Source organism: Rheinheimera pacifica, from assembly GCF_024809855.1.
GTDB classification, from domain to species: Bacteria; Pseudomonadota; Gammaproteobacteria; order Enterobacterales; family Alteromonadaceae; genus Alishewanella; species Alishewanella pacifica_A.
The window spans coordinates 140,663-160,829 of sequence record NZ_JANUEM010000011.1; the positions used below are offsets into that span (position 1 = coordinate 140,663).

Consider the following 20,167-nt stretch of genomic DNA (forward strand, 5'->3'; position numbering starts at 1 on the left):
ATTAACTACAGTTTTATCTGCTATAAAATTAATGCACCAGCTTTAATTTATAGCCTGATGGTGCAGCGTCGTCTTGCTCGGCCAGCAGTATATAGTGCTCGCCCGGCGTTAACATTATGCTGTCAGTTTTGTCCAGTAAGGTGGTGCTGCCGTTCTCTGCTACCTGCACCAGTGCTATAGCATAGTAATCTTTTGGCAGGCTCAGGGTTTGTTGCTTTTTAAATGCCAGGTTTTTCACGTTGTATCTGGCATTAGCAATGGTTTCGTTTGAGCGGACAAAATAAAACTGTAGCTGGGTAAAATCGGCTACCAGGTTAGCAACTACCACATCATGCGCCTGCGCCTGCGGTTTATCGGGTTCAGTAACACTTAAGGCTTCTACCTTTTGTTGCTCATTAGCATATAACAACACCGCTTTACTGTTACCGGCAGCCACACTTAATAAAGCGCTGTTTAGTAATAAAGCGCCGTCACTGTCACGGGCAGATAAACTGTAGTCACCTTTTGTCAGTGGCAAATAATCGCTTAACTGGCCGCTGGCAACGCTGGCAACACTCTGGTTGTCCAGTGCAACGCTAATATCCTGTTCCAGGCTATTGTATAAGCGGAACTGGGCACTGGCATCACTATGATCATAAGCTGCTACGGTGGAAGAGTTCAGCACCACATCCACAGATAACTGCCCGGCTAAGGGGCCAAACTTGTCGCGTACAATCACTACATAATTGCTGGTGTAGGCAAAATTAACGCCTTTGGCCACAAAAAGCGGCGTATTGCCACCAGCCTGTGTCAGGTACACATTAAATCTACCCAACTCTTTGCCATCGGCAACTGAACTGACTTCCTGAAAAGATAACGAATCAACCAGCTCGGCATCGGCAAAGCCTTTACTCTCGGCACTAAGATGAACATCCAGCGTTGGATGCTGCGCAGATAAGTTGACCAAATGCAGCTTAAATTGTTTATCCAGGCTTTCATCACGCTTAAAGCTCAGGTCCAGGTAATCAAACTGCTCATCTTTTTGCGTCAATATAAACAGTGTTTTATTGCCCTCTGCCAGCGACATTTCTTTACTGAGCAACTTGTCAGCACTGGCCACATCGGTTAGTTCCAGTGTGTAAGAATCTGGCGCTACAGCAACCAAGGCACTGACATCACCGTAAGTAGCATTGCCAATGGCTTTATCACCGGCCTTTAACGAAGTATTACCGGCACCGGCCGCGCCATTGTAAAACTGCAGATAAGTCTCCGCTGTAGTATTATCACTGCTGCCGCCACCGCAACCGGCCAGGCCCAGCAAGGCACCAAGCGCCAGCAGACGTAAAGAATAAACTGATTTCATGTAATCTTCCTGAGGGTAATGTAACAACGGCTCAGAGTAAGGATTTCACGCAATGAACGCTATGGCGCTTTACCATTAAAAACAGTTGGTTACGCTTAGTTACAAACTGGCTTTTTACGCTTTGAATTTTTGCACTGCCCTTTGTAGCGTTTAGCTGGTACTTTATCGGATCTGTCATTTTAGTTTGTTATTCAACCCGTACACTACACACAGTTTTTAGCGGAAAACCTTATAGCTATGATCTTTTTGCGTATTATACAAATTACTCTGTTATTCAGCCTGGTACCGGCAACAGCAGTTAAAGCAGAACAAGCCGACAGCCTGCTGCTGATTTCAATAGATGGCTTTGCCGCACAATATCTGCAGCAATACCCCGCCGCTAACATACATAAGCTGGCACAGGAAGGCTTAACGGCAGACAGTATGCAGCCGGTGTTTCCCAGTAAAACCTTTCCAAACCACTACAGTATTGTTACTGGCTTGTACCCGGCTAACCACGGTATTGTAGAAAACAATATATTTGATGCTGATTTCGATGCCACTTTCCGGTTAAGCAAGGCTGAAGAAGTCACTAATGCCCGCTGGTGGCAAGGTGAACCTGTATGGGTTACGGCTGAATCTCAGGGTGTAAAAGCCGCTACGTATTTTTATCCCGGCTCAGAGGCTGCAATAAAAAATGTGCGCCCAAGCTACTGGCAACGCTATGATGGCAATGTCAGCCACAACGAAAGAGTAGACTCAGTGCTGCAATGGCTGGATTTACCGGATGCAGAACGGCCACGTTTTCTAACACTGTATTTTAGTGCTGTAGATGAAGCAGGCCACGCTTTTGGCCCCAATTCAGCCGAAGTAGCCGCTGCTATAGCCGACGTTGATCAGGCGCTTGGCCACTTGCTGGCCGGTTTAACCCGGCGCGGTTTGTACAATAAGCTGAATATTATGCTGGTATCTGATCACGGTATGGTTGAGACACCGCCGCAGCAAATTATCGTGCTGGATAAATTGTTTAACAGCAGCGACGCAGCTCTGGCGCTGTGGACAGCGGAAATTGTGTCTATCTTCCCTAAAGGGGGCAAGCTGGAGCATATTTATCAGCAATTAAGCCGCAACTTACCGCCACAGGCTAAAGTGTATAAAAAAGCCGATTTACCTGCGCGCTGGCACTACACCGGCAGCAAACGTATAGCACCGCTGCTGGTGATCCCCGAGCCTGGCTGGCGGTTAATTCAGCAAAAAGCAGAGGTGAATTACCAGCAAATGGCAGCTGCCGGTAAAACCAATGGCAGCCATGGTTATGACAACGCCAGCGAATATATGCAGGCTATTTTTATTGGCCACGGGCCGGCATTTAAAGCCGGCAAAACTATACCTGCATTTACTAATATTGAGCTGTATAACCTGATGTGCCGAATATTAGGGTTAACCCCCGCCGCTAACGATGGCAACCCGGCCTGGCCCGATTCTGTGCTGGGTAATAACGCCAAATAACCTGTTTACCCCGCTGGCCGCTGTTGCGGCCGGTTACAGCTTATCCAGCTTAAAAAATACACCGTCCCACACGGTGTAAGCCTTATTATTGGTTACTTTAATTAACACCGCCCCAGGTGCCAGCCAGTCTGACGGGCAACCTACGGTAAGCACCTCAGTGGCTTCAGTGGTTATTTCAAGCTGCTCAAACCGGGCCCGGTATAACGCATAAAACTCGCCCTCTGTTAAAGTTGTAAGGGTAAATTGCGGCTTGTCGCATACTGCTTCGGCAAAGCTCACTTTGGTATCAGTATAGGTTGCCTTAGTACCAAACCAGGCTTTGGCGTCTTCCATACCCATTGCACTGACACCGGGAAACTTTGCCTCAGTTACCTGCCACTGGCCCTGATACCATATAGTGCTATCACTGGCGCAAGACAGCAGAAATAACATTAACAGTACGCTGATATACCGCATTAACAACTCCTTAATTAGCTACAAAATCAGGCCTAAATTGCCATTGATAAAAAAGCTTCAGCTCAGTGCTGGCTTTTACTGCGCAGAAAAAACGCCACAATAACCGAAGTCAGCACCCCCATAATGGCGGCACCAATTGCACTTTGCAGCATATAGTTAGTTAAACTGAAGTATTCTAAAGCCTGCTCCGTGGTCATCATGCCTTGTGTCACAACATAAGCCTGCATATTAAGAAAATAATTCGGGGTAATAACCATATGTGTAAGCCACTGCGCCGCCGGGCTTAATAAAACTACCACCAAAGTGATTACCAAACCCGCTTGCATGCCCTGCTTCCAGCTCATAGTGCCGCTATAATCGCGTAGCTTTTTCTGCCGTAGCGCCAGCACATAAATCAATATTGCCGGTATCGCAAACAGGTTGGTATAGGTGGCATGCTGCGCAATATGCCTGCCGTGCAAGCCTGCCAGTTGCTCACACCACATCCAGAGCAGCATAACCGCGGTAAAAATAACCCCCCAGCGTATTTCTGTCAGATATTTCTGCATAACATATTATTCCTGCTAGTTTACACACTGCAAAACTATAGTGCTTTTAAGCCGCTTTACCAGCTGTTTGCACTGAGATCTCTATACTTAAACCCAGCAGCAACCCTACAGCAGATAACAGGTAAAGCTTATGCGCCAACAAATTTTGGATGCCGCACTGCAACTGGCGGCAACAACCGGCTGGGAGCAGTTAACCTTACAACAGATAGCCATCGCCATGCAGATACAACTGGCAGATATCTATCAGCATTACCGGACCAAAGATGATTTGGTTGATGCCTGGTTTGACCGCGCAGATACCGCCATGCTAAGTATGCCGATAAGTGCTGATTTACCTGCCAGCACCAGATTGCAACAGGCCATGCAGCAGTGGCTGGCGGCGCTTTCGCCTTGCCATAAAGTCACCGGGCAAATGCTGTTGTATAAGCTGGAACCCGGCCATATTCATCTGCAACTGGGTGGTCTTTTGCGCATCAGCCGCACAGTGCAGTGGCTGCGGGAAGCAGCCGGTTTAACGGCCAGTGGCGTAGCAAGAATTGGCCAGGAGCTGGCATTAAGCAGCATGTTTGTAGCGGTATTTATTTACTGGCTAAATGATAACTCAGCCGGGCAGCAGCACAGCCTGAATTTACTGCAGCGTAAACTACATTGGGGCGACAACCTGCAGCTATGGCGCTAGCTGTCGCACAGCTGCTGGTGCAGTGCTTTTAACGTTTTAATATCTTCGCTGTAGGCCATTGCATGTTCAGCCCGGGCCAGCGCCGCTGCAGAATGGCGCAGCGTATGCGGGCGAAACTCTGCACGCTGCCCGGCCAGTGCCAGCAGGCTTTTTTGCAGGCGAATTTGCACTTCCAGCATAGCGGCGCCATCACGGGCGATTGGGGTGTAAAAATCATCAAATAAACAGGTTAATGACAACGATAGCACTGATACCTGCGGATACTGTATCGTTGCTTTATCAATTGATGGTACTTGCCAGTTACTTAATACCCGCATACCACGGCCAATAATTTCGATGGCAGTACCGGGATCATTAATCGCTGGTGATAAGGCTTTAGAGGCAATTTCAGCCAGTACCAGCAAACCAAAACGCGGGTCCTGATCAAAAGTGCGGTAATTACTGATACAAAACGCATCCAGCGGCACCGAGCTGGTATCTGCCGGTGCCGGGCTTAGCCACAGCAATGGCCGGCAAGGCTCAACAAATACACCGGGGCGCACAGCCACATAGGCATGGCAGTTATTTTCTGTTGCCCAGCTATTAATGGATTTAATATCAATATGTTGTAAATATCCGATGGTATTTGTCAGCACTGGCTTGGCATCTTTGGGGATCTGCTGCAAACTTTGCAGCGGCTGGGCCTCCAGCCAGGGGTATTTATTGTGCCGTTTTAATGCCGCATAAGCCTGATCTTCCACTTTACCTGCGGTTTCTCCTACTCTGCCAAGGCTGGACAAATGGCTGATCCAAATCAGGATCATCACAACAATCAGTACAATGACCAAAATGGTAGCAAGAAACAACACCACCCGGCCACGTTGATTGTACACTTCGGTATTAAGCAGAATAATGCTGACAATACTAAACAAAAACGAACCAACAAAAGTTGCCAGTGCATTTTGTGTAGTGCTGTCTTCCATTAACAAACGGGTCGCACGCGGCGACACATTAGTGGTAGATGCACTATAGGCCGCCACCATCACACTGAGTGAGAAGGTGGTAACCGTAAGCATACTGGAGGCCAGTATATTAAGGATATTCTCAGCAGCACCGGCACCGATAATGTCCGACAGCGCTTCCGGTATATGATCCTGCACCAGCACAGCAACTAATGCTGAAAACAATGCCAGCACAGCAAAAGCCACCGTGCGTACCCACAACTTGCGGCCCAACTGCACTAATTGCCAGCCCAACTTCGACACCATAATTCAGCCCTGTTGCTTATTTTATACTTGTCACCAGCAATGCGTTTAACAAAACCACAAAGGCACCCGCAGCAAACTGCCTGCAGGTGCCATTAGCACTATTGCTGCTGTAAAGAAGCATCACGCACGGCGCGGAATTCTTTACCCTGATACCAGTTTGGCCAGCTATCGCTGTTAGCCAGCTCGTGCCCTACCTGATAGTACAGGTGTAAATCCTGCTGCGCGCCACGTAAATCCCAGTTGGGGTCAAACTCATCATTTACTTTGTGGTAGTAGTCACGCACATAAATACGCCGCTGCTCCAGGCCCCAGTCTTTACCGTGAATAAAACTGTCAACGCCGCCACGGGCATACAACATAGGTACGCCTTTTTTTGCCAGGTTAAAGTGGTCTGAGCGGTAGTAAAAACCATCCTGCGGTGTCGGTTCAGGCGCTATATAGCGATTTTGCGCTTTGGCGTATTTTTCCAGTATTGGTTCCAGCTCTGAGCTGCCATAGCCAAACACCATAACATCACGCATCGGGCCGTATACGTTAATCACGTCCATATTAATACCGGCTACGGTTTTATCTAAAGCAAATAACGGATTGTTCGCATACCAGGCAGAACCCAGTAAGCCGCGCTCTTCTACCGTTACGGCTAAAAATGCCACCGAGCGCTTTGGCGCCGGGCTGGCTTTAAACTGCTCAGCCAGTGCCAGTAAAGCGGCAACACCACCGGCATTATCCTGGGCACCGTTAAACACTTTGTCATCCGGGCGGCTGAAATCCAGGCCAAAGTGATCCCAGTGCGCCATATAAATAATAGCTTCATCGGGCTTTTCACTGCCTTCAATATAACCAATAACATTGCTGGAGCTAAGCTCACGCAAATTATTACTAATACTGACCGCCGCTTTGGCATTAAGCGCTACCGGCTTAAAATCTTTGCTCAGCGCCTGCTGACGCAGTTGCTCCAGTGAAGTGCCATTGGCAGCAAACAGTTTTTCGGCGGCATCCAGCGACAACCAGCCTTCTACTTCAGTTTTGTGCAGGTTTTTATTGTTGTTAGCCAGCTCAAACCGGATTGGCGAGGTGCCCGCTACCACATTCCAGCCATAGCTGGCGGCATCGGTTTCGTGCACTATCAGCGCCATAGCCGCGCCCTGGCGGGCGGCTTCTTCGTATTTGTAGGTCCAGCGGCCGTAGTATGTCATGGCATTGCCGGTAAACAGCTGTGGGTCCTGGGTGGCGTAACCGGGGTCGTTTACCAGTATTACTACGGTTTTACCTTTTACATCCAAACCAGCGTAGTCATTCCAGTTATATTCCGGTGCTACTATGCCATAACCAACAAATACCACGTCGCTGTCGGCAACATCAATTTGCCCCAGCATTCGGGTAGACCAGGCCATCATATCGGTTTTATAGGTAAGTTTAGTGCTGGCGCCGTTGTTATCAGTTAGTGTTAATGCCGATACTTTAACCGGATCTATCTGCACTACCGGTACACTCTGGCGATAGCTGTCGCCGCTGTATGGCATTAAGCCAATACGGGCGTACTGCTGCTCCAGATACTGTACAGTGAGCTCTTCACCTTTAGTTGCCGGGGCACGGCCCTGCATTTCATCTGAAGCAATTTTTTCAAAATAGGTAGCAAAATTGGCGTTAAAACTGGTTTGCAGCAGAGGTTGTGTTTCTTGTGGTGCAGGCGGTGGCGGCGTATTCTGTTTTGAACACGACGCCACTAACAGGCTGGCGCTAACTGCCGCTACCAGCAAAGGGCTAAACTGAAGTGTCATCAGGTTTCCTTATACAGCTAAAATGAAGGCTTACCTTAGCCTATTACCGGCCCGGACACGACAGCATTGAGACAAACAGCCCGGATCAGGGCTTAAGTTTGTAAATTACATTCACTGATTTTTCTAACTGAATATGCTTTGGCACGATTAAGTTACTGTTGCTACTTTCAGCCATATCGGCTTTGCGCATAGCGCCATAGCTGACCGAGCCGCCACCGAAACCAAAATCACCAGCCATGGCGCCCCAGCCTGATGCTTCGCTGATAGCAAATACAGAACTGATTTTAACGCCTTGTGCTGCGGCTAAACTGTTAGCCCGGCGGCGGGCATCAGCACCGGCTTTTTCGCTTAACTGCTGCTCGTATTGCTCACGCTGGCTGCTGTCAAAACTGCCGCTTATTGAAAAAATTTGCGGCTGTTTGAACAGGTAATCCATTACCGCAACATAATTGGTTAGCTCATTTAGCGTTACCATAATAGGTTGGCTGGCTTCGTAACCGGTAATAGCTCTGTTGTTGTAGTCTTTAAACAAGGCTTCTTTATTAATCTGGGCGGCATCAATATCGGCCTCGGTAATGCCCTGCTGCGCCAGAAACTGCATTAATTCGCGCCCCTGCTTATACACTGCTTCGGTTGCAGCATCGGCTTTGTCTGCCGTTTGGCGGATCACAAACTGAATACGGGCTTTGTCGGGTGCAACTTCAAGTTTGGCGGCACCGGTAACATTAATAAACGGAAAATCCGGCAGCGGGCTGGCCTGCACGGCGCCGCTAAGGGTTAATGCCAAAGCTGTGGTAATAGTGGCTAATTTCATCTGAAACTCCTGTGGTGTTTAACGCGCATTACAGCAAAACAGCGCGGCTTAAGTTGTTACTATTTGTAGAGTTGTATTTGGCCTGAGTTTGCCTTTACACTCTGCCTTCTTTCGCTTTTAAGGAAACCCCCATGTCTGCACGCCTGCTTACCCTTAGCACTGCTTTTTTATGCAGCAGCTACGCTTTTACCGCTACCAGTGCAATGGCTGCTACCGACGCCTATACCTATGCCAACGTTGATGCGGTAACAGTAAAGCATCTGCATCTGGATTTAGCCGTGAACTTTGAGCAAAAAGCCTTAACCGGCTTTGCCGATTTACAACTTAACTGGCTCAACAACAATAGCAACACGGTGTATCTGGACACCCGCGATCTGGTTATAGACCGCATTTACGCTAAACGTGCCGACGGTAACTGGCAAAAAGTGCCTTTTACGCTGGGGCAGCGCGATGCCGTACTGGGCAGCAAACTTACGGTAAAGCCAGCCTTTCAGGCACAAACATTACGTATTTACTATAGCTCTACCGATAAAGCCTCGGGCCTGCAGTGGTTAACGCCGGAGCAAACCGCCGGTAAAACCACGCCCTTTATGTTTAGCCAAAACCAGGCTATTCATGCCCGCAGCTGGATCCCGATTCAGGACACACCGGCCGTGCGCATGACATACAGCGCCCGCATTCAAACCCGTGACGATGTGTTGGCTATTATGAGTGCCAATAATGAACCGGGCATGATTCGCGATGGCGATTACCAGTTTGTTATGCCCAAGGCTATTCCGGCATATTTAATTGCCATTGCCGCCGGTGATTTACAATTTAAAGCCATGAGTGAGCAAACCGGCGTTTATGCCGAACCTTATATTCTGCAGGCATCAGCAGAAGAATTTGCCAGTACCCAGGCCATGATAGATGCCACCGAACAGCTGTATGGTGCTTACCGCTGGGGCCGCTACGACTTACTGATATTACCGCCCAGCTTCCCGTTTGGCGGCATGGAAAACCCGGTACTAAGCTTTATTACCCCCACCGTAGTAGCCGGTGATGGCAGCCTGGTAAATTTAATTGCCCACGAGCTGGCGCACTCCTGGTCGGGTAACCTGGTAACTAACGCCAGCTGGCGTGATTTATGGCTGAACGAAGGTTTTACCTCCTATGTTGAAAACCGCATTATGGAGCAGGTATTCGGCGTTGATCGCGCCATTATGGAACAAGCCTTGTCGGTACAGAGTTTAAAAGAAGAACTGGCAGAACTACCCGCTAACGACAGCATTTTGTATATCGACCTTAACGGCCGTGATCCGGACGACGCCTTTAGCGGCGTGCCGTACACCAAAGGCCAGTTGTTTTTAATGTACCTGGAGCAAAAGTTTGGCCGCGATAAGTTCGACCCGTTCGTGCGGCAATACTTTGACGACCACGCCTTTCAAAGCCTGGATACCGGGCGCTTTGTTAAATATTTAAATACGCATTTATTGCAAAAATACCCCGGCATAGTATCCCTGGATGAAGCAAAAACCTGGATCTATCAACCGGGCTTACCTGAGGGTACGCCGCAACCGCAGTCTGATGCATTTAATCAGGTACAACAACATGCCGATAACTGGCTCGCCGGTAATAGTGAACTAAGCAGCCTGCCCACCGATAACTGGACAGTACACGAATGGCTGTATTTTATTAATAATCTGCCACTGGCCATAACGCCGGAGCAAATGGCCGAGCTAGACGCCACCTACAGCCTGACGCAATCGGGCAATAGTGAAATAGCCCATGCCTGGTATTTGCTGGCACTTAAAACCGGTTATCAGGAAATTGCTGCCCCGCTGGAGCAATATCTGATTAATATCGGCAGACGCAAGCTTATTATCCCGCTGTACCGCCAACTGGCATCTACGCCAGAGGGCCTGGCCTTTGCCCGTGCCGTCTATGAAAAAGCACGCCCGGGTTATCACCCGCTGGCACAGGGTACAGTAGATGAAATACTGAAGTAACACGGCAACCGCCCGCTACACCGGTGCCGCACTGAACTGCCGCACCGGTGTTATATTTTCAGCTTGTCTAACAACCAGTCTGCTTCAATGCAATCAGGCAAATGCGCGGCAATAAACTGCGTTAGCGACTGCGCCGCATAAGATAAGCGTTTACCGGCATTACGTACCAGATACCAATGGCTGTTCAGCGGAAAGCCCGCCACATCCAGCACGGCCAGTTTTTCCCGCCCTTCCAGCAGGGTATGGCCGGAAATAACCGACAAGCCCATCCCCGCCGCCACACTTAAACGGATAGCTTCGTTGCTTTCAATTTGCATACTATGGCTAAGCTGTATGCCCTGGCTGCTTAGCCAGGCTTCAAACATCATCCTTGTGGCACTGCCGGGTTCGCGCAGTAAAAACCGCTCTTGTTTCAGCTGTGCAAAACTCAGTTGCTGCCGCTCCACTGCCCAGTGATCTGAAGGCGCTATAAGCTGCAACGGGTTTTTCACTATTGGCGTTGCCAGTACATGCTCGCCACCCGGCGGATGGCTAAACAGGTATATATCGTCTTGCTGCTGTTCAAAGCGGCTTAAAATCTGCGCACGGTTTCCGATATGCAGGGTAACTTCAATCTGCGGAAAACGCCGGTAAAACGGCGCCAGAATACGCGGCATTAAATACTGCGCGGTATTAACCACCGCTATACTTAAACTGCCGCGCCGGCCCTGGTTAAGCTCATTTAACTCGCTGTTTAAATCATCAAACCGGCTTAATACATCGCAGGCCGCCTGGTATAACGCCAGGCCGGCAGCAGTAGGCTGCAGGCCGCTATTGCTGTTTAGTAATAACGGTTCTTTTACCACCTCTGACAACTTTTTCAGCTGCAGCGATACCGTAGGCTGGGTTAAATGTAATTCACGGGCAGCCGCCGAAATACCACCTGCCTGTACCACTTTAATATACACCTGTAATAGCCGGAAACTGAGTTGCCTTACGTCCATGCTGCTGTGCCCACCGCAATATATAGATAATTATCTATATATCATAATTAAACTATTAATTAGTCAATATAGTTTTTTTTCGGCAAACTGCGCCCGTTTGTTTTAAAGGAGCACTGCCATGCCTGATGTTGTTATTGCGTTTTTTGCCCTGGGCCTGTTGGCCGGGTTGGTAAAATCGGATTTAAAAGTGCCGCTGCCAATCTACGAAACCCTGTCGATTTTATTGATGCTAACCCTGGGGTTAAAAGGCGGTATGGCGCTACATGGCGTACCGCTACGGCCAATATTGCCTGAGCTTGGTTTAATTGCCGCCACCGGCGTGGCACTGCCGCTATTGTTGTATCCGTTGCTGCGCAAACTGGTGCGCCTCAGTAGTGCCAATGCGGCCAGCGTAGCGGCGCACTATGGCTCAGTCAGTGCAGGCACCTTTGCCGTAGTCATGGCTATGGCGATGCAACATAACTTGCCTATGCAGCCACAAACCACCTTATATCTGGTGCTGCTGGAGCTACCGGCCATTGTTACCATGCTGTGGTTATACCGTTATGTTAACGGCAGTAAAGCCAGCTCACTGGCAATATTGCATGAGGCGCTTACCAGCCGTGGCGTATTGCTGCTGGGCGGCGGCTTGCTAATTGGCTGGCTGTATGGCCACGACGGCTTAGCCAACATTACCCCGGTACTACTGGGCGGTTTTAACACCTTGCTGGCGTTGTTTTTGCTAGAGATGGGCCTGTGCACGGCCAGAGTGTGCGCACCATTGCCGGTTAAGCAATGGCGGCTAATGCTGTTTGCCCTGCTGGCGCCCTTTGTGCTGGCCTGGCTGGGTATTGGCCTGGGCCTGCTGTTGGGGCTTAGCAGCGGCAGTGTACTGGTGCTGGCGGCATTAATGGCCAGCGCTTCTTATATCGCCGCCCCGGCCGCTATCCGCGCCGCCATACCGGATGCCGATATTGGTCTGGCATTGCTGGCGGCACTGGGGCTAACGTTCCCGCTTAACGTGTTAATTGGCCTGCCGCTGTATTTAAGCTGGGTTACAGCACTAACAGCTTAAAGCGTGAGCCGGTGCAGCCGCAGCGCATTGGTTACCACAAACACGCTGGATAACGCCATAGCCCCGGCCGCCAGCATCGGTGATAACACTATACCAAAGGCCGGATACAGCACCCCGGCCGCTACCGGCAACAACAGGGCGTTGTAACCAAAGGCCCAGAACAAATTCTGCCGGATATTACGCAAAGTCGCGCGGCTGACACCAATAGCACTCACCACTGCCATAATATCTGCCTGCATCAGCACTACATCGGCTGCTTCTATAGCAATATCAGTACCGTTGCCCACCGCCAGGCCAATATCGGCTTCGGCCAGCGCCGGGGCATCGTTAATACCATCGCCAACGAAGGCAACAGCACCAAACTTTGTGCGTAATTGCTTTACTGCCTCAACCTTGCCCTGTGGCAACACTTCAGCTACTACGGTATCAATCTGCAACAGCCTGGCGATAGCATCGGCAGTATGGCGGTTATCGCCGCTTACCATTGCCACTTTTAAACCCAATTGATGCATCGCAGCTACCGCCGCTGCTGAGCCGGGTTTAAGCGTATCAGCCACGGCCAGTATTGCCGCAAGTTTATGTTCCACCGCCAGATACAACACGGTTTTGCCGCTCTTGGCTAATGTCTCAACCTGCGTCTCATGTGCAGTGACATCCAGTTGTAGTTGCCGCATAAAACGGTCAGCACCAATGGCAACCTGTTGGCCGTTAATAGTACCGCTTACCCCCATGCCGCTGTGCACAGTAAAATCTCTTACCGGCGGCAATGCCATTTGCTGCTTTGCCGCTGCAGCCAATAAGGCCTCCGCCAGCGGATGCTCAGATTGTTGCTCCAGCGCTGCTGCCAGTATCAAAACATCTTGCTGACTAAAATCCGTTTGCTGTATTAAGGTGTCGGTTAGTTGTGGTTTACCCAGGGTCAGGGTGCCGGTTTTATCCAGTGCTACCACCTTACAATCACGCAGAGTTTGCAGCGCACTGCCCTGGCGAAACAAGATACCCAACTGCGCCGCGCGACCGGTACCCACCATAATAGAAGTAGGCGTGGCCAACCCCATAGCACAAGGGCAGGCAATAATCAGCACCGCCACCGCATTTACCAGTGCCGGGCCAAGTGCCGGTGCCGGCCCCCACAGCAGCCAGGTAACAAAAGTGACAACCGCCAGCACAATAACCACCGGCACAAAGATCGCCGTTACTTTATCTACCAGCGCCTGAATGGGCAATTTGCCACTTTGTGCCTGCTGTACCAGGGCAATAATTTGCGCCAGTACGGTATCGCCTGCGGCTTTGTTTACCCGCACCTGCAATACGCCCTGTTTATTTACCGTACCGGCATACACCGTATCACCAGGCTGTTTGGCTTTAGGCAGCGGCTCGCCACTTAGCATTGATTCGTCAATATAAGACTCGCCCAGCTCTACAATACCATCCAGCGCAATACGCTCACCGGCGCGTACCAGCAACAAATCACCCGGTTGAATATGTGTCAGCGCTACACTCTGTTGTTGGCCATCTTTTATCAGTGTTGCAGTAGCAGGTTGTAAATTAAGCAGTTGCTTTATCGCGGCCCCGGTTTGGCCTTTGGCGCGCGCTTCCAGATACCGGCCCAGCAAAATCAGCGTAACAATGACCGCCGCCGCTTCAAAATACACCTGCGCGCTGCCTTGTGGCAGTAGCTGCGGCATAAAGGTCGCCACTACTGAAAAACCCCAGGCCGATAAGGTACCCAGCGCCACTAAAGAATTCATTTCCGGTTGCCCTTTTAGCAGCAGCGGCATGCCGGTTTGAATAAAGCGTCGCCCCGGCCCCAGTAGCACCAGCGTTGTCAGCGCGGCCTGAATTTGCCAGTTCAGGCTTTGGCCTAAGGTAGCCATTACCCAGTGATGAAACGCCGGAATAAGGTGTGCCCCCATTTCCAGTAGAAATACCGGTAAGGTTAAAACCGCAGCTAACCACAGATCGCGCAGCAACACCGCCTGCTCGGCCTGCTTTTGCGCCGCTTTCTGTTGTTCTGCCTGTTTATCTGTCTCTGGTGCCAGCGCTGTGGCTGTATAACCACCGCCCTGCAGTGCCGCCAGCAACGCCGCTACGCTGGCACTGCCCTCTACCTGCGCCTGCTCTGTTGCCAGGTTAACCGCTGCTGCCTGTACGCCCGGTACAGCCAGTAAGATTTTCTCTACCTTGCCAACACAAGAGCCACAGTGCATACCGCTGATATTAAGCGTTATTTTCGACATCATTTTACCTCTGCTGCTGGTTTTGCCAGATGCTGTAAAATGGCACAATGTGCGCCACCATCTGCCGCACATTGCGCTATCATCAGTTGCAACGTTTGTTTCATTGCCTGCAGCTCCTTTAGCTTCTGTTCGACTTCAGCCAAATGCTGCTGCGCTACCTGTTTAACCACAGTGTTAGAACGTTGCGGGTTTTGCCATAGCGCCAACAGCCCGGCAATATCGGCCAGTGAAAAGCCCAGTACACGGGCGCGGCGGATAAACTGAAGTATTTCAATATCTTTAGGTTGATATTGCCGGTAACCGGCCTCACTGCGCTGCGTGGGCTGCAACAGCCCGTTGTGCTCATAATGGCGGATCATTTTTGCGCTAAGGCCACTTGCGGCGGCTGCCTGACCAATATTCATCACTGTCTCCTGCGGTATCTCAGCAGTAGCAGTATGAACCTTACCCACATGGTAAGGTCAAGCTCTATAAGCAAGTACATAAGCAAAGATGCCGCAACATGGCTACAGGTTAACCACTGAAGGACAAGGTGAAGGCTGACAATGCAGGCAGCAGCAACCTAGAGAGTTGCCGCTGCTTAGCTTAACTTTCCGGCTTATTTGCGGATCAATACGCCAGAGTAAAACGCTGGTTTATATGCTGCGGCTGTTCAGCTTCATCCAGCATAGCTGCGGCATAATCGCCGTTAGATATCCGGCTGTTACCCTCACTGTCGGTGAGTAAATTATCTAACCCCAGCCGGAAGCTGCCGGTTTTATCGCCGGGAAAAATCTCTGCCGCCGGTGACAAAAAGCTCCAGTTCAGCGTGTTTTGGCTGCGTAACTGCTGCAATACCTCTGCCGCACCTTCGGCAGTAGCGCGGTATTCTGCCGGAAAGTCAGGGCTATCCAATAAGCGGCTGCCATCAGGCAGCTTTAGCGTTGCCGCACCACCCACTACCAGCAAACGGCCTACTTTAGCAGCTGTTGCCGCCGTAAATACTGAATTAAACGCCTTTAAATAGTAGCCCTTTACGTCTTGCTGCGCGTGGCCGCTAAAGGCGCTGATCACTATGGCTTTGCCGCTCAGCAGCTTAGTTAACGCTGCAGTGTCGTTAATATCCAACCCCACTACTGTTAAGCCCGCTTTGGCTTCTACCCGCTGTGGCCTGCTTACCACCGCGGTTACCTGATGGCCGCGCGCTAATGCTTCTGTGGTAATGACCGAACCAATAAAGCCTGATGCACCTAAAATTACTAATTCCATACTATTTTCCTCACAAGGTTGCTGCCTGAACAATTAATGTGCAGACATTATCGCGGCTCGATTAACATAGAAAAATAGCTTAATATTAAAATCACTGTTTAATAAATTAAAACAACTATGCCTAATCAAGCCGATTTAAATAGCCTGCAACTGGTGCAGCGTTTACAGCAGGCCGGCAGCTTTACCGCGGCGGCTGAACAAATGGGCTGCAGTAAAACCACTATTAGCCTGCAGTTAAAAGCGCTGGAGCAGCAATTAGGTGTGGCGCTATTTCGCCGCACTACGCGCCAACTTAGCCTGACCCGCGCCGGAGAGCAGTTGCTGCACGACTGCCTGCCACTGCTGGACGAGCTGCAACAAGCGTTGCAACAATTGCAAAGCAGCGACAAGGTATTACAGGGCAAGCTGGTATTAAGCGCGCCGGAAGACTATAGCAACCGTATTCTGGCCCCTGCTGTGGTGGCTTTTATGGCACAGCATCCGGCGCTGGAGGTTGAGTTTCGCAGCAGTGATCAGGTAAAAGATCTGATCAAAGAAGGTATAGATTTAAGCATTCGGGCCGGCTGGTTAAAAGACTCCGGCCAGCAGGCCCGTAAACTCGGCAGCTTTGAACAATGGCTACTGGCCACCCCCAGCTATCTGGAACAAACAGGCATACCGCAACACCCGGCCGATTTAGCCGCTATGCGTTTTATTGCCTTTACCCCGCTTAACCAGCCGCAGCAGTGGAGCTTTAGCCAAACTAATCCGCACACCGGCACCACAGAGCAGCATAGCCAGTATTTACAGGCACCGCTTAAAACCAGTTCTACCCAAACCATTACTGCACTAATGCTGGCCGGTGCCGGTATGGGCATACTGCCCGACTACAGTGCCCGCGATCTGGTAAGCAGCGGCAAGTTAATCCGGCTACTGCCAAACTGGCACTTAGCACAAGGCGGTATTTACGCGGTATACCCACCAGGCCGCTTCCGCCCCGCACGGGTAACTGCCTTTGTCGATTTTTTACAGCAGTATCAGCAGTTGGTTTAGGGAATAGACTGTAAAGCCACAGAACAAACTGCCCTGTTAAAGGTCTGGTTTGTGCCTTCAGTGAAATGGATGTTTTAGTTGTTATATACAGTGCTATTTGAAATATCAGGCATTTCAGGTCAGATATCCTGTTAACATTGCGCATAAGTAATTGCTGTTTTTATTTACATGCTATAAATTAGGTACTTATGGCAGTGAGGCATAGAAATATAACGCACGGCCTCCGAAATATAACGCATGCTTGTTTTTCTGGGAACGCGATAACCAAGGTCAAGTACTTATAGTTATTTTTCAATTGACTATTCTGATGTGTTTCCTCTATAGGAGTTTAGAAAACGAGCATGATCAAAAATAAAATGTTATACATCATAGCCAGAGAGCATGCATATGGAATGGATTTTAAACAATAAAGAGTGGCTCTTTAGTGGAATAGCTATTGCAATACCAATTGCAATAGCTAGCTGGTTAATTCCCAGCCGACGAAATAAGCAAATCCAGAAGAGCGGCGACAACTCAACAAATATACAAATTGGTGGAAATTTTAAAGTAGGCGGCAATAAGGATGATTAATAGCCAGAATCAAAAAGGCGGAGATAGCTCCACCAACATTCAAGCTCAGCAAATGGTAGTGCATGTTGGAATTGATGAAAAACGCGCGAGAGAAATCTACCAAGAAATGAACTTGCAATTGAGAAATGACTACACTCAAGAAGCTCTCAATATTGCAAATTATAGAGTTACAGAGTTCGAAAACAGGCTAATGCCTAAAATTACTCAGGTTGAAGGTGCATTGGAAGCATTTGCAGATCCTAGTTTCCAATTGCTTCTTGTTGAAGCTCAGAAAACCGCAGCTTCTACTGAAAGACCAGTAGACTATGATCTATTATCTGAACTGCTAATATATAGATTCCAAAAAGGCGAAAATCGGATCGCACGCGCAGGCATCAGTCTTGCGGTAGAGATTGTAGATAAAGTTTCTGATGACGCCCTGCTAGCCTTGACTGTAAGGCATGCATTAGACAGCTTTATTCCTACAAGCGGAGATATTTATCAAGGGCTAGACGTCTTAAATGATCTATTTGGAAAAATACTCTACAGAGATCTTCCAGTTGGGCAGGACTGGCTTGACCACTTAGACATATTGGATGCTATACGCTTAAATCACTTTGGGAGCTTGAAAAAAGTAGCTCAATATTATCCGGAGCAGTTACCAGGCTATGTTGATGTGGGCATTGAAAAGAACTCAGCGGATTATAATAAAGCCATTGACATACTAAAGAACCACAACCTATCAACCAGCATATTGATTGAGCACGCCTTTAATAGTGACTACGTTAGGCTTTTCGTTCGCAGCAAAAACAGCATTAATGAACTGTCGTTAAATACCACAATGATTCATGACGGAAAATTAATCAGTATCCAACAGAACCTTCCTGAAGAACAGAAGCAAGCAATCCACTCCATATATGACCTTTACTCCAAGGACGAAAACATAAGGCAAAATAACGTAAATTCATTCTTGAGCGAGTGGGACAAAAGGCCAAACTTAAAAACTCTTAGAGAATGGTGGGATAACATCCACACTGGCTTTACTGTAACCTCTGTAGGTAAGGTGCTAGCACACTCTAATGCTCAAAGGTGTGATAAAAGCCTACCGCCTCTCGATTAAAATATGAGCGGAAGATGTATAACAACTGGTTCAAGTCGCTCGCTTCGCTCACTGGGACTGGCAAAGCCCGCCTCTTAACCAAACGTTATCTTGTACAGGTAGTCCGCGCTCCGGTTTGCTAACAGATTGAGTTATATGAGTAGGTTTAATGGATTTTTTTATTAACGATATAGTTTGGTGGAAAATGTCGCTCAATGGCCTTATGAATGGCTGGATTCCTGGCGTTCTGACATTTTTTTTGGGTTTGTGGTTCTCAAAAATATCAGACCATAGAAAGCTTAGACAAAAGCTAAAAAACGATATATTAGAAATATTCATTCCTGTCTTCAATTCGGGCGAGTCCATTTCTATACCTATCGCAGACGAAGCATGCCGCAAGATGAGAGCTACGTTCAATACTTATAAAGGGATTTATCCTGGAATGTTTGATAGAGAAGCGGAGAAGCAACTGGGTGAGTTGTTGAATGAAGGCTTTATAGTGAATGGTGAGATCAACAAGAGATTTTTTGAGCCCGACACCATTCAAGATTTAATCAAACATTTGTAGAGCGGCTGTGAATGATCTCTTTTACTGCTGACTATCAATGAAGAAAGATAACAAAGCGTAGCATTCGCCCGCAAAACACGCGGGCTTTGACGGTCTACACGCCACTTTGCTCTGTTTCGGCCGCCCATGTGCGCGGCGTTGGTTTTTAGGTGAATCGAGAATGCGGTGTTTTGTTTTCTTATATCTGTTAAGTTTTGCTTCTTATGGGTCATCATGCGTTCAAAGTGATGAGCAAGTAGCAGCATGGAGCTCAAAATATGCTCACTTGTTTGATGTAAGTACACAGATTAATAATAATTCATTCTTCGTGTATGTAGATTTTCCAGTAACAATTGAAGAAAAAGCAATTCATTCTGTTTGGGTTGTCGTCGGCGATCCAAATGACCCATTGATTGCTTTGCCAATAGCAGTGTTTGAAGAAGATAGGAAGAAAAGAGCTTGGTTCTTCGCCAAACCAATTGATAACGAAGTAAGCGTAACAGGAACCACACCTTACGGCGTGATTGCCGCTTTGTTTAGAATGGCAGCAACTGCCTGAGTTTATCTTCTGTATCTGCCCGTGGCAATTCTGTTAACAGTCTGCTCAGGTAGTCATACGGCTCCAGACCATTGATTTTTGCGGTTTCGACCAGGCTATAGAGTACCGCACTGGCAGTGGCACCTGATGTGGTGTTAGCGAACAGCCAGGCCTTGCGGCCGATAACAAATGGCTTTATAGCTCGCTCGGCGCGGTTGTTGTCGATGTTTAGCCTGCCATCGTCCAGATAGCGCATTAGTTTTGGCCATTGGTTTAGGCTGTAGGTGATGGCTTTACCCAGCGCGCTTTCTGCTGGAATGGTGTCTTTGGATTTCTCCAGCCAGTCCCTCAGCTGATGTAGCAAGGGCTTGGCGATGTCCTGTCTTTGCTGGTGTTTCACCTCTGCTGCCTTGGTTTTTAGTTTACTCTCCAGGGCATACTGGACTTCCCCTAAAACACTAGACACTCCTTAGGTTAGAATACAACTTTAGGAGGGCACCATGTCCAAGCAACGTTTTACATCAGAATTCAAAG

The 20,167-nt window shown here is 48.9% G+C and carries 19 protein-coding genes and 1 pseudogene; 9 read left to right on the forward strand and 11 right to left on the reverse strand.

From position 1 onward, the window contains the following. Window positions 1-28: 28 nt before the first annotated feature. Window positions 29-1,342 carry a DUF4397 domain-containing protein gene (locus tag M2404_RS14540; protein ID WP_259240479.1) on the reverse strand — a complete coding sequence of 438 codons (1,314 nt, stop codon included), beginning with the start codon at window positions 1,340-1,342 and terminating at the stop codon, window positions 29-31. Between the two features lie 237 nt (window positions 1,343-1,579). Here M2404_RS14540 and M2404_RS14545 point away from each other — a divergent pair, with 237 nt between their 5' ends. Further along, window positions 1,580-2,830, forward strand: a complete 1,251-nt coding sequence (locus tag M2404_RS14545; RefSeq protein WP_259240480.1) for an alkaline phosphatase family protein — start codon at window positions 1,580-1,582, stop codon at window positions 2,828-2,830. 33 nt (window positions 2,831-2,863) lie between these two features. On the opposite strand, the gene M2404_RS14550 is transcribed toward M2404_RS14545, so the two are convergent. Further along, entirely contained in the window at window positions 2,864-3,286 is a 423-nt protein-coding gene (locus M2404_RS14550) for a hypothetical protein (RefSeq protein ID WP_259240481.1), read from the reverse strand. Window positions 3,287-3,348: 62 nt separating this feature from the next. Continuing rightward, window positions 3,349-3,834, reverse strand: a complete 486-nt coding sequence (locus M2404_RS14555; protein ID WP_259240482.1) for a DUF4199 domain-containing protein — start codon at window positions 3,832-3,834, stop codon at window positions 3,349-3,351. Window positions 3,835-3,964: 130 nt separating this feature from the next. Between M2404_RS14555 and M2404_RS14560 the strand changes: the two genes are divergently transcribed. After that, window positions 3,965-4,513, forward strand: coding sequence for a TetR/AcrR family transcriptional regulator (locus M2404_RS14560; protein WP_259240483.1), 549 nt, complete (start codon window positions 3,965-3,967; stop codon window positions 4,511-4,513). On the opposite strand, the gene M2404_RS14565 is transcribed toward M2404_RS14560, so the two are convergent. The 3 genes from M2404_RS14565 to M2404_RS14575 form a co-directional block, all read right to left on the reverse strand. Next, complete coding sequence (locus M2404_RS14565) at window positions 4,510-5,760, reverse strand: DUF2254 domain-containing protein (protein ID WP_259240485.1); 1,251 nt, start codon at window positions 5,758-5,760, stop codon at window positions 4,510-4,512. The genes M2404_RS14560 and M2404_RS14565 overlap by 4 nt on opposite strands. Window positions 5,761-5,858: 98 nt before the next feature. Beyond that, complete coding sequence (locus M2404_RS14570) at window positions 5,859-7,541, reverse strand: M28 family metallopeptidase (protein WP_259240486.1); 1,683 nt, start codon at window positions 7,539-7,541, stop codon at window positions 5,859-5,861. An 85-nt stretch (window positions 7,542-7,626) separates the two neighbouring features. After that, window positions 7,627-8,355 (reverse strand): SIMPL domain-containing protein, encoded by a 729-nt coding sequence (locus M2404_RS14575; RefSeq protein WP_259240487.1) that lies wholly within the window; start codon window positions 8,353-8,355, stop codon window positions 7,627-7,629. 131 nt (window positions 8,356-8,486) lie between these two features. On the opposite strand from M2404_RS14575, the gene M2404_RS14580 reads away from it, so the two are divergent. Next, entirely contained in the window at window positions 8,487-10,343 is a 1,857-nt protein-coding gene (locus M2404_RS14580; protein WP_259240488.1) for a M1 family metallopeptidase, read from the forward strand. A gap of 50 nt (window positions 10,344-10,393) precedes the next feature. Here M2404_RS14580 and M2404_RS14585 read toward each other — a convergent pair whose 3' ends face one another. After that, window positions 10,394-11,326, reverse strand: a complete 933-nt coding sequence (locus M2404_RS14585; protein WP_259240490.1) for a LysR family transcriptional regulator — start codon at window positions 11,324-11,326, stop codon at window positions 10,394-10,396. 118 nt (window positions 11,327-11,444) lie between these two features. On the opposite strand from M2404_RS14585, the gene M2404_RS14590 reads away from it, so the two are divergent. Beyond that, window positions 11,445-12,380, forward strand: coding sequence for a sodium-dependent bicarbonate transport family permease (locus M2404_RS14590; RefSeq protein WP_259240491.1), 936 nt, complete (start codon window positions 11,445-11,447; stop codon window positions 12,378-12,380). On the opposite strand, the gene M2404_RS14595 is transcribed toward M2404_RS14590, so the two are convergent. The 3 genes from M2404_RS14595 to M2404_RS14605 all read right to left on the reverse strand — a co-directional run bounded on the left by M2404_RS14595 (window position 12,377) and on the right by M2404_RS14605 (window position 15,868). After that, on the reverse strand, window positions 12,377-14,623 hold the full coding sequence (locus M2404_RS14595; RefSeq protein ID WP_259240492.1) for a heavy metal translocating P-type ATPase: 2,247 nt from the start codon (window positions 14,621-14,623) through the stop codon (window positions 12,377-12,379). The two genes, M2404_RS14590 and M2404_RS14595, sit on opposite strands and share 4 nt — an antisense overlap. Next, window positions 14,620-15,024 (reverse strand): Cu(I)-responsive transcriptional regulator, encoded by a 405-nt coding sequence (gene cueR, locus M2404_RS14600; RefSeq protein ID WP_259240493.1) that lies wholly within the window; start codon window positions 15,022-15,024, stop codon window positions 14,620-14,622. The genes M2404_RS14595 and cueR overlap by 4 nt, the downstream gene beginning before the upstream one ends. A 205-nt stretch (window positions 15,025-15,229) precedes the next feature. Beyond that, on the reverse strand, window positions 15,230-15,868 hold the full coding sequence (locus M2404_RS14605) for an NAD(P)-dependent oxidoreductase (RefSeq protein WP_259240494.1): 639 nt from the start codon (window positions 15,866-15,868) through the stop codon (window positions 15,230-15,232). 117 nt (window positions 15,869-15,985) lie between these two features. On the opposite strand from M2404_RS14605, the gene M2404_RS14610 reads away from it, so the two are divergent. The 5 genes from M2404_RS14610 to M2404_RS14630 all read left to right on the forward strand — a co-directional run bounded on the left by M2404_RS14610 (window position 15,986) and on the right by M2404_RS14630 (window position 19,654). After that, window positions 15,986-16,900 (forward strand): LysR family transcriptional regulator, encoded by a 915-nt coding sequence (locus M2404_RS14610; RefSeq protein WP_259240495.1) that lies wholly within the window; start codon window positions 15,986-15,988, stop codon window positions 16,898-16,900. A gap of 387 nt (window positions 16,901-17,287) precedes the next feature. Further along, entirely contained in the window at window positions 17,288-17,470 is a 183-nt protein-coding gene (locus M2404_RS14615; protein ID WP_259240496.1) for a hypothetical protein, read from the forward strand. Further along, window positions 17,463-18,569, forward strand: a complete 1,107-nt coding sequence (locus M2404_RS14620) for an LPO_1073/Vpar_1526 family protein (protein ID WP_259240497.1) — start codon at window positions 17,463-17,465, stop codon at window positions 18,567-18,569. Before M2404_RS14615 ends, M2404_RS14620 begins: the two co-directional genes overlap by 8 nt. 148 nt (window positions 18,570-18,717) lie before the next feature. Next, window positions 18,718-19,116: a hypothetical protein gene (locus tag M2404_RS14625; protein ID WP_259240498.1), complete on the forward strand. Its 399-nt coding sequence runs from the start codon at window positions 18,718-18,720 to the stop codon at window positions 19,114-19,116. 160 nt (window positions 19,117-19,276) lie between these two features. After that, a complete protein-coding gene (locus M2404_RS14630; RefSeq protein WP_259240499.1) occupies window positions 19,277-19,654 on the forward strand; it encodes a hypothetical protein in 378 nt (125 codons plus the stop codon). On the opposite strand, the pseudogene M2404_RS14635 reads toward M2404_RS14630, so the two are convergent. Beyond that, a pseudogene (locus tag M2404_RS14635) lies at window positions 19,632-20,072 on the reverse strand (IS66 family transposase); the annotation flags it as partial. The gene M2404_RS14630 and the pseudogene M2404_RS14635 overlap by 23 nt on opposite strands. Window positions 20,073-20,167 lie beyond the last annotated feature (95 nt).

Bases quoted from the DNA above. Each gene is read 5' to 3' on its own strand.
- M2404_RS14555 (WP_259240482.1), bottom strand. From the start codon at position 3,834: ATGCAGAAATATCTGACAGAAATACGCTGGGGGGTTATTTTTACCGCG.
- M2404_RS14580 (WP_259240488.1), top strand. From the start codon at position 8,487: ATGTCTGCACGCCTGCTTACCCTTAGCACTGCTTTTTTATGCAGCAGC.
- M2404_RS14565 (WP_259240485.1), bottom strand. From the start codon at position 5,760: ATGGTGTCGAAGTTGGGCTGGCAATTAGTGCAGTTGGGCCGCAAGTTG.
- M2404_RS14630 (WP_259240499.1), top strand. From the start codon at position 19,277: ATGCGGTGTTTTGTTTTCTTATATCTGTTAAGTTTTGCTTCTTATGGG.
- cueR (WP_259240493.1), bottom strand. From the start codon at position 15,024: ATGAATATTGGTCAGGCAGCCGCCGCAAGTGGCCTTAGCGCAAAAATG.
- M2404_RS14605 (WP_259240494.1), bottom strand. From the start codon at position 15,868: ATGGAATTAGTAATTTTAGGTGCATCAGGCTTTATTGGTTCGGTCATT.
- M2404_RS14585 (WP_259240490.1), bottom strand. From the start codon at position 11,326: ATGGACGTAAGGCAACTCAGTTTCCGGCTATTACAGGTGTATATTAAA.
- M2404_RS14545 (WP_259240480.1), top strand. From the start codon at position 1,580: ATGATCTTTTTGCGTATTATACAAATTACTCTGTTATTCAGCCTGGTA.
- M2404_RS14540 (WP_259240479.1), bottom strand. From the start codon at position 1,342: ATGAAATCAGTTTATTCTTTACGTCTGCTGGCGCTTGGTGCCTTGCTG.
- M2404_RS14625 (WP_259240498.1), top strand. From the start codon at position 18,718: ATGGATTTTTTTATTAACGATATAGTTTGGTGGAAAATGTCGCTCAAT.
- M2404_RS14615 (WP_259240496.1), top strand. From the start codon at position 17,288: ATGGAATGGATTTTAAACAATAAAGAGTGGCTCTTTAGTGGAATAGCT.
- M2404_RS14610 (WP_259240495.1), top strand. From the start codon at position 15,986: ATGCCTAATCAAGCCGATTTAAATAGCCTGCAACTGGTGCAGCGTTTA.
- M2404_RS14595 (WP_259240492.1), bottom strand. From the start codon at position 14,623: ATGATGTCGAAAATAACGCTTAATATCAGCGGTATGCACTGTGGCTCT.
- M2404_RS14550 (WP_259240481.1), bottom strand. From the start codon at position 3,286: ATGCGGTATATCAGCGTACTGTTAATGTTATTTCTGCTGTCTTGCGCC.
- M2404_RS14560 (WP_259240483.1), top strand. From the start codon at position 3,965: ATGCGCCAACAAATTTTGGATGCCGCACTGCAACTGGCGGCAACAACC.
- M2404_RS14590 (WP_259240491.1), top strand. From the start codon at position 11,445: ATGCCTGATGTTGTTATTGCGTTTTTTGCCCTGGGCCTGTTGGCCGGG.
- M2404_RS14575 (WP_259240487.1), bottom strand. From the start codon at position 8,355: ATGAAATTAGCCACTATTACCACAGCTTTGGCATTAACCCTTAGCGGC.
- M2404_RS14620 (WP_259240497.1), top strand. From the start codon at position 17,463: ATGATTAATAGCCAGAATCAAAAAGGCGGAGATAGCTCCACCAACATT.
- M2404_RS14570 (WP_259240486.1), bottom strand. From the start codon at position 7,541: ATGACACTTCAGTTTAGCCCTTTGCTGGTAGCGGCAGTTAGCGCCAGC.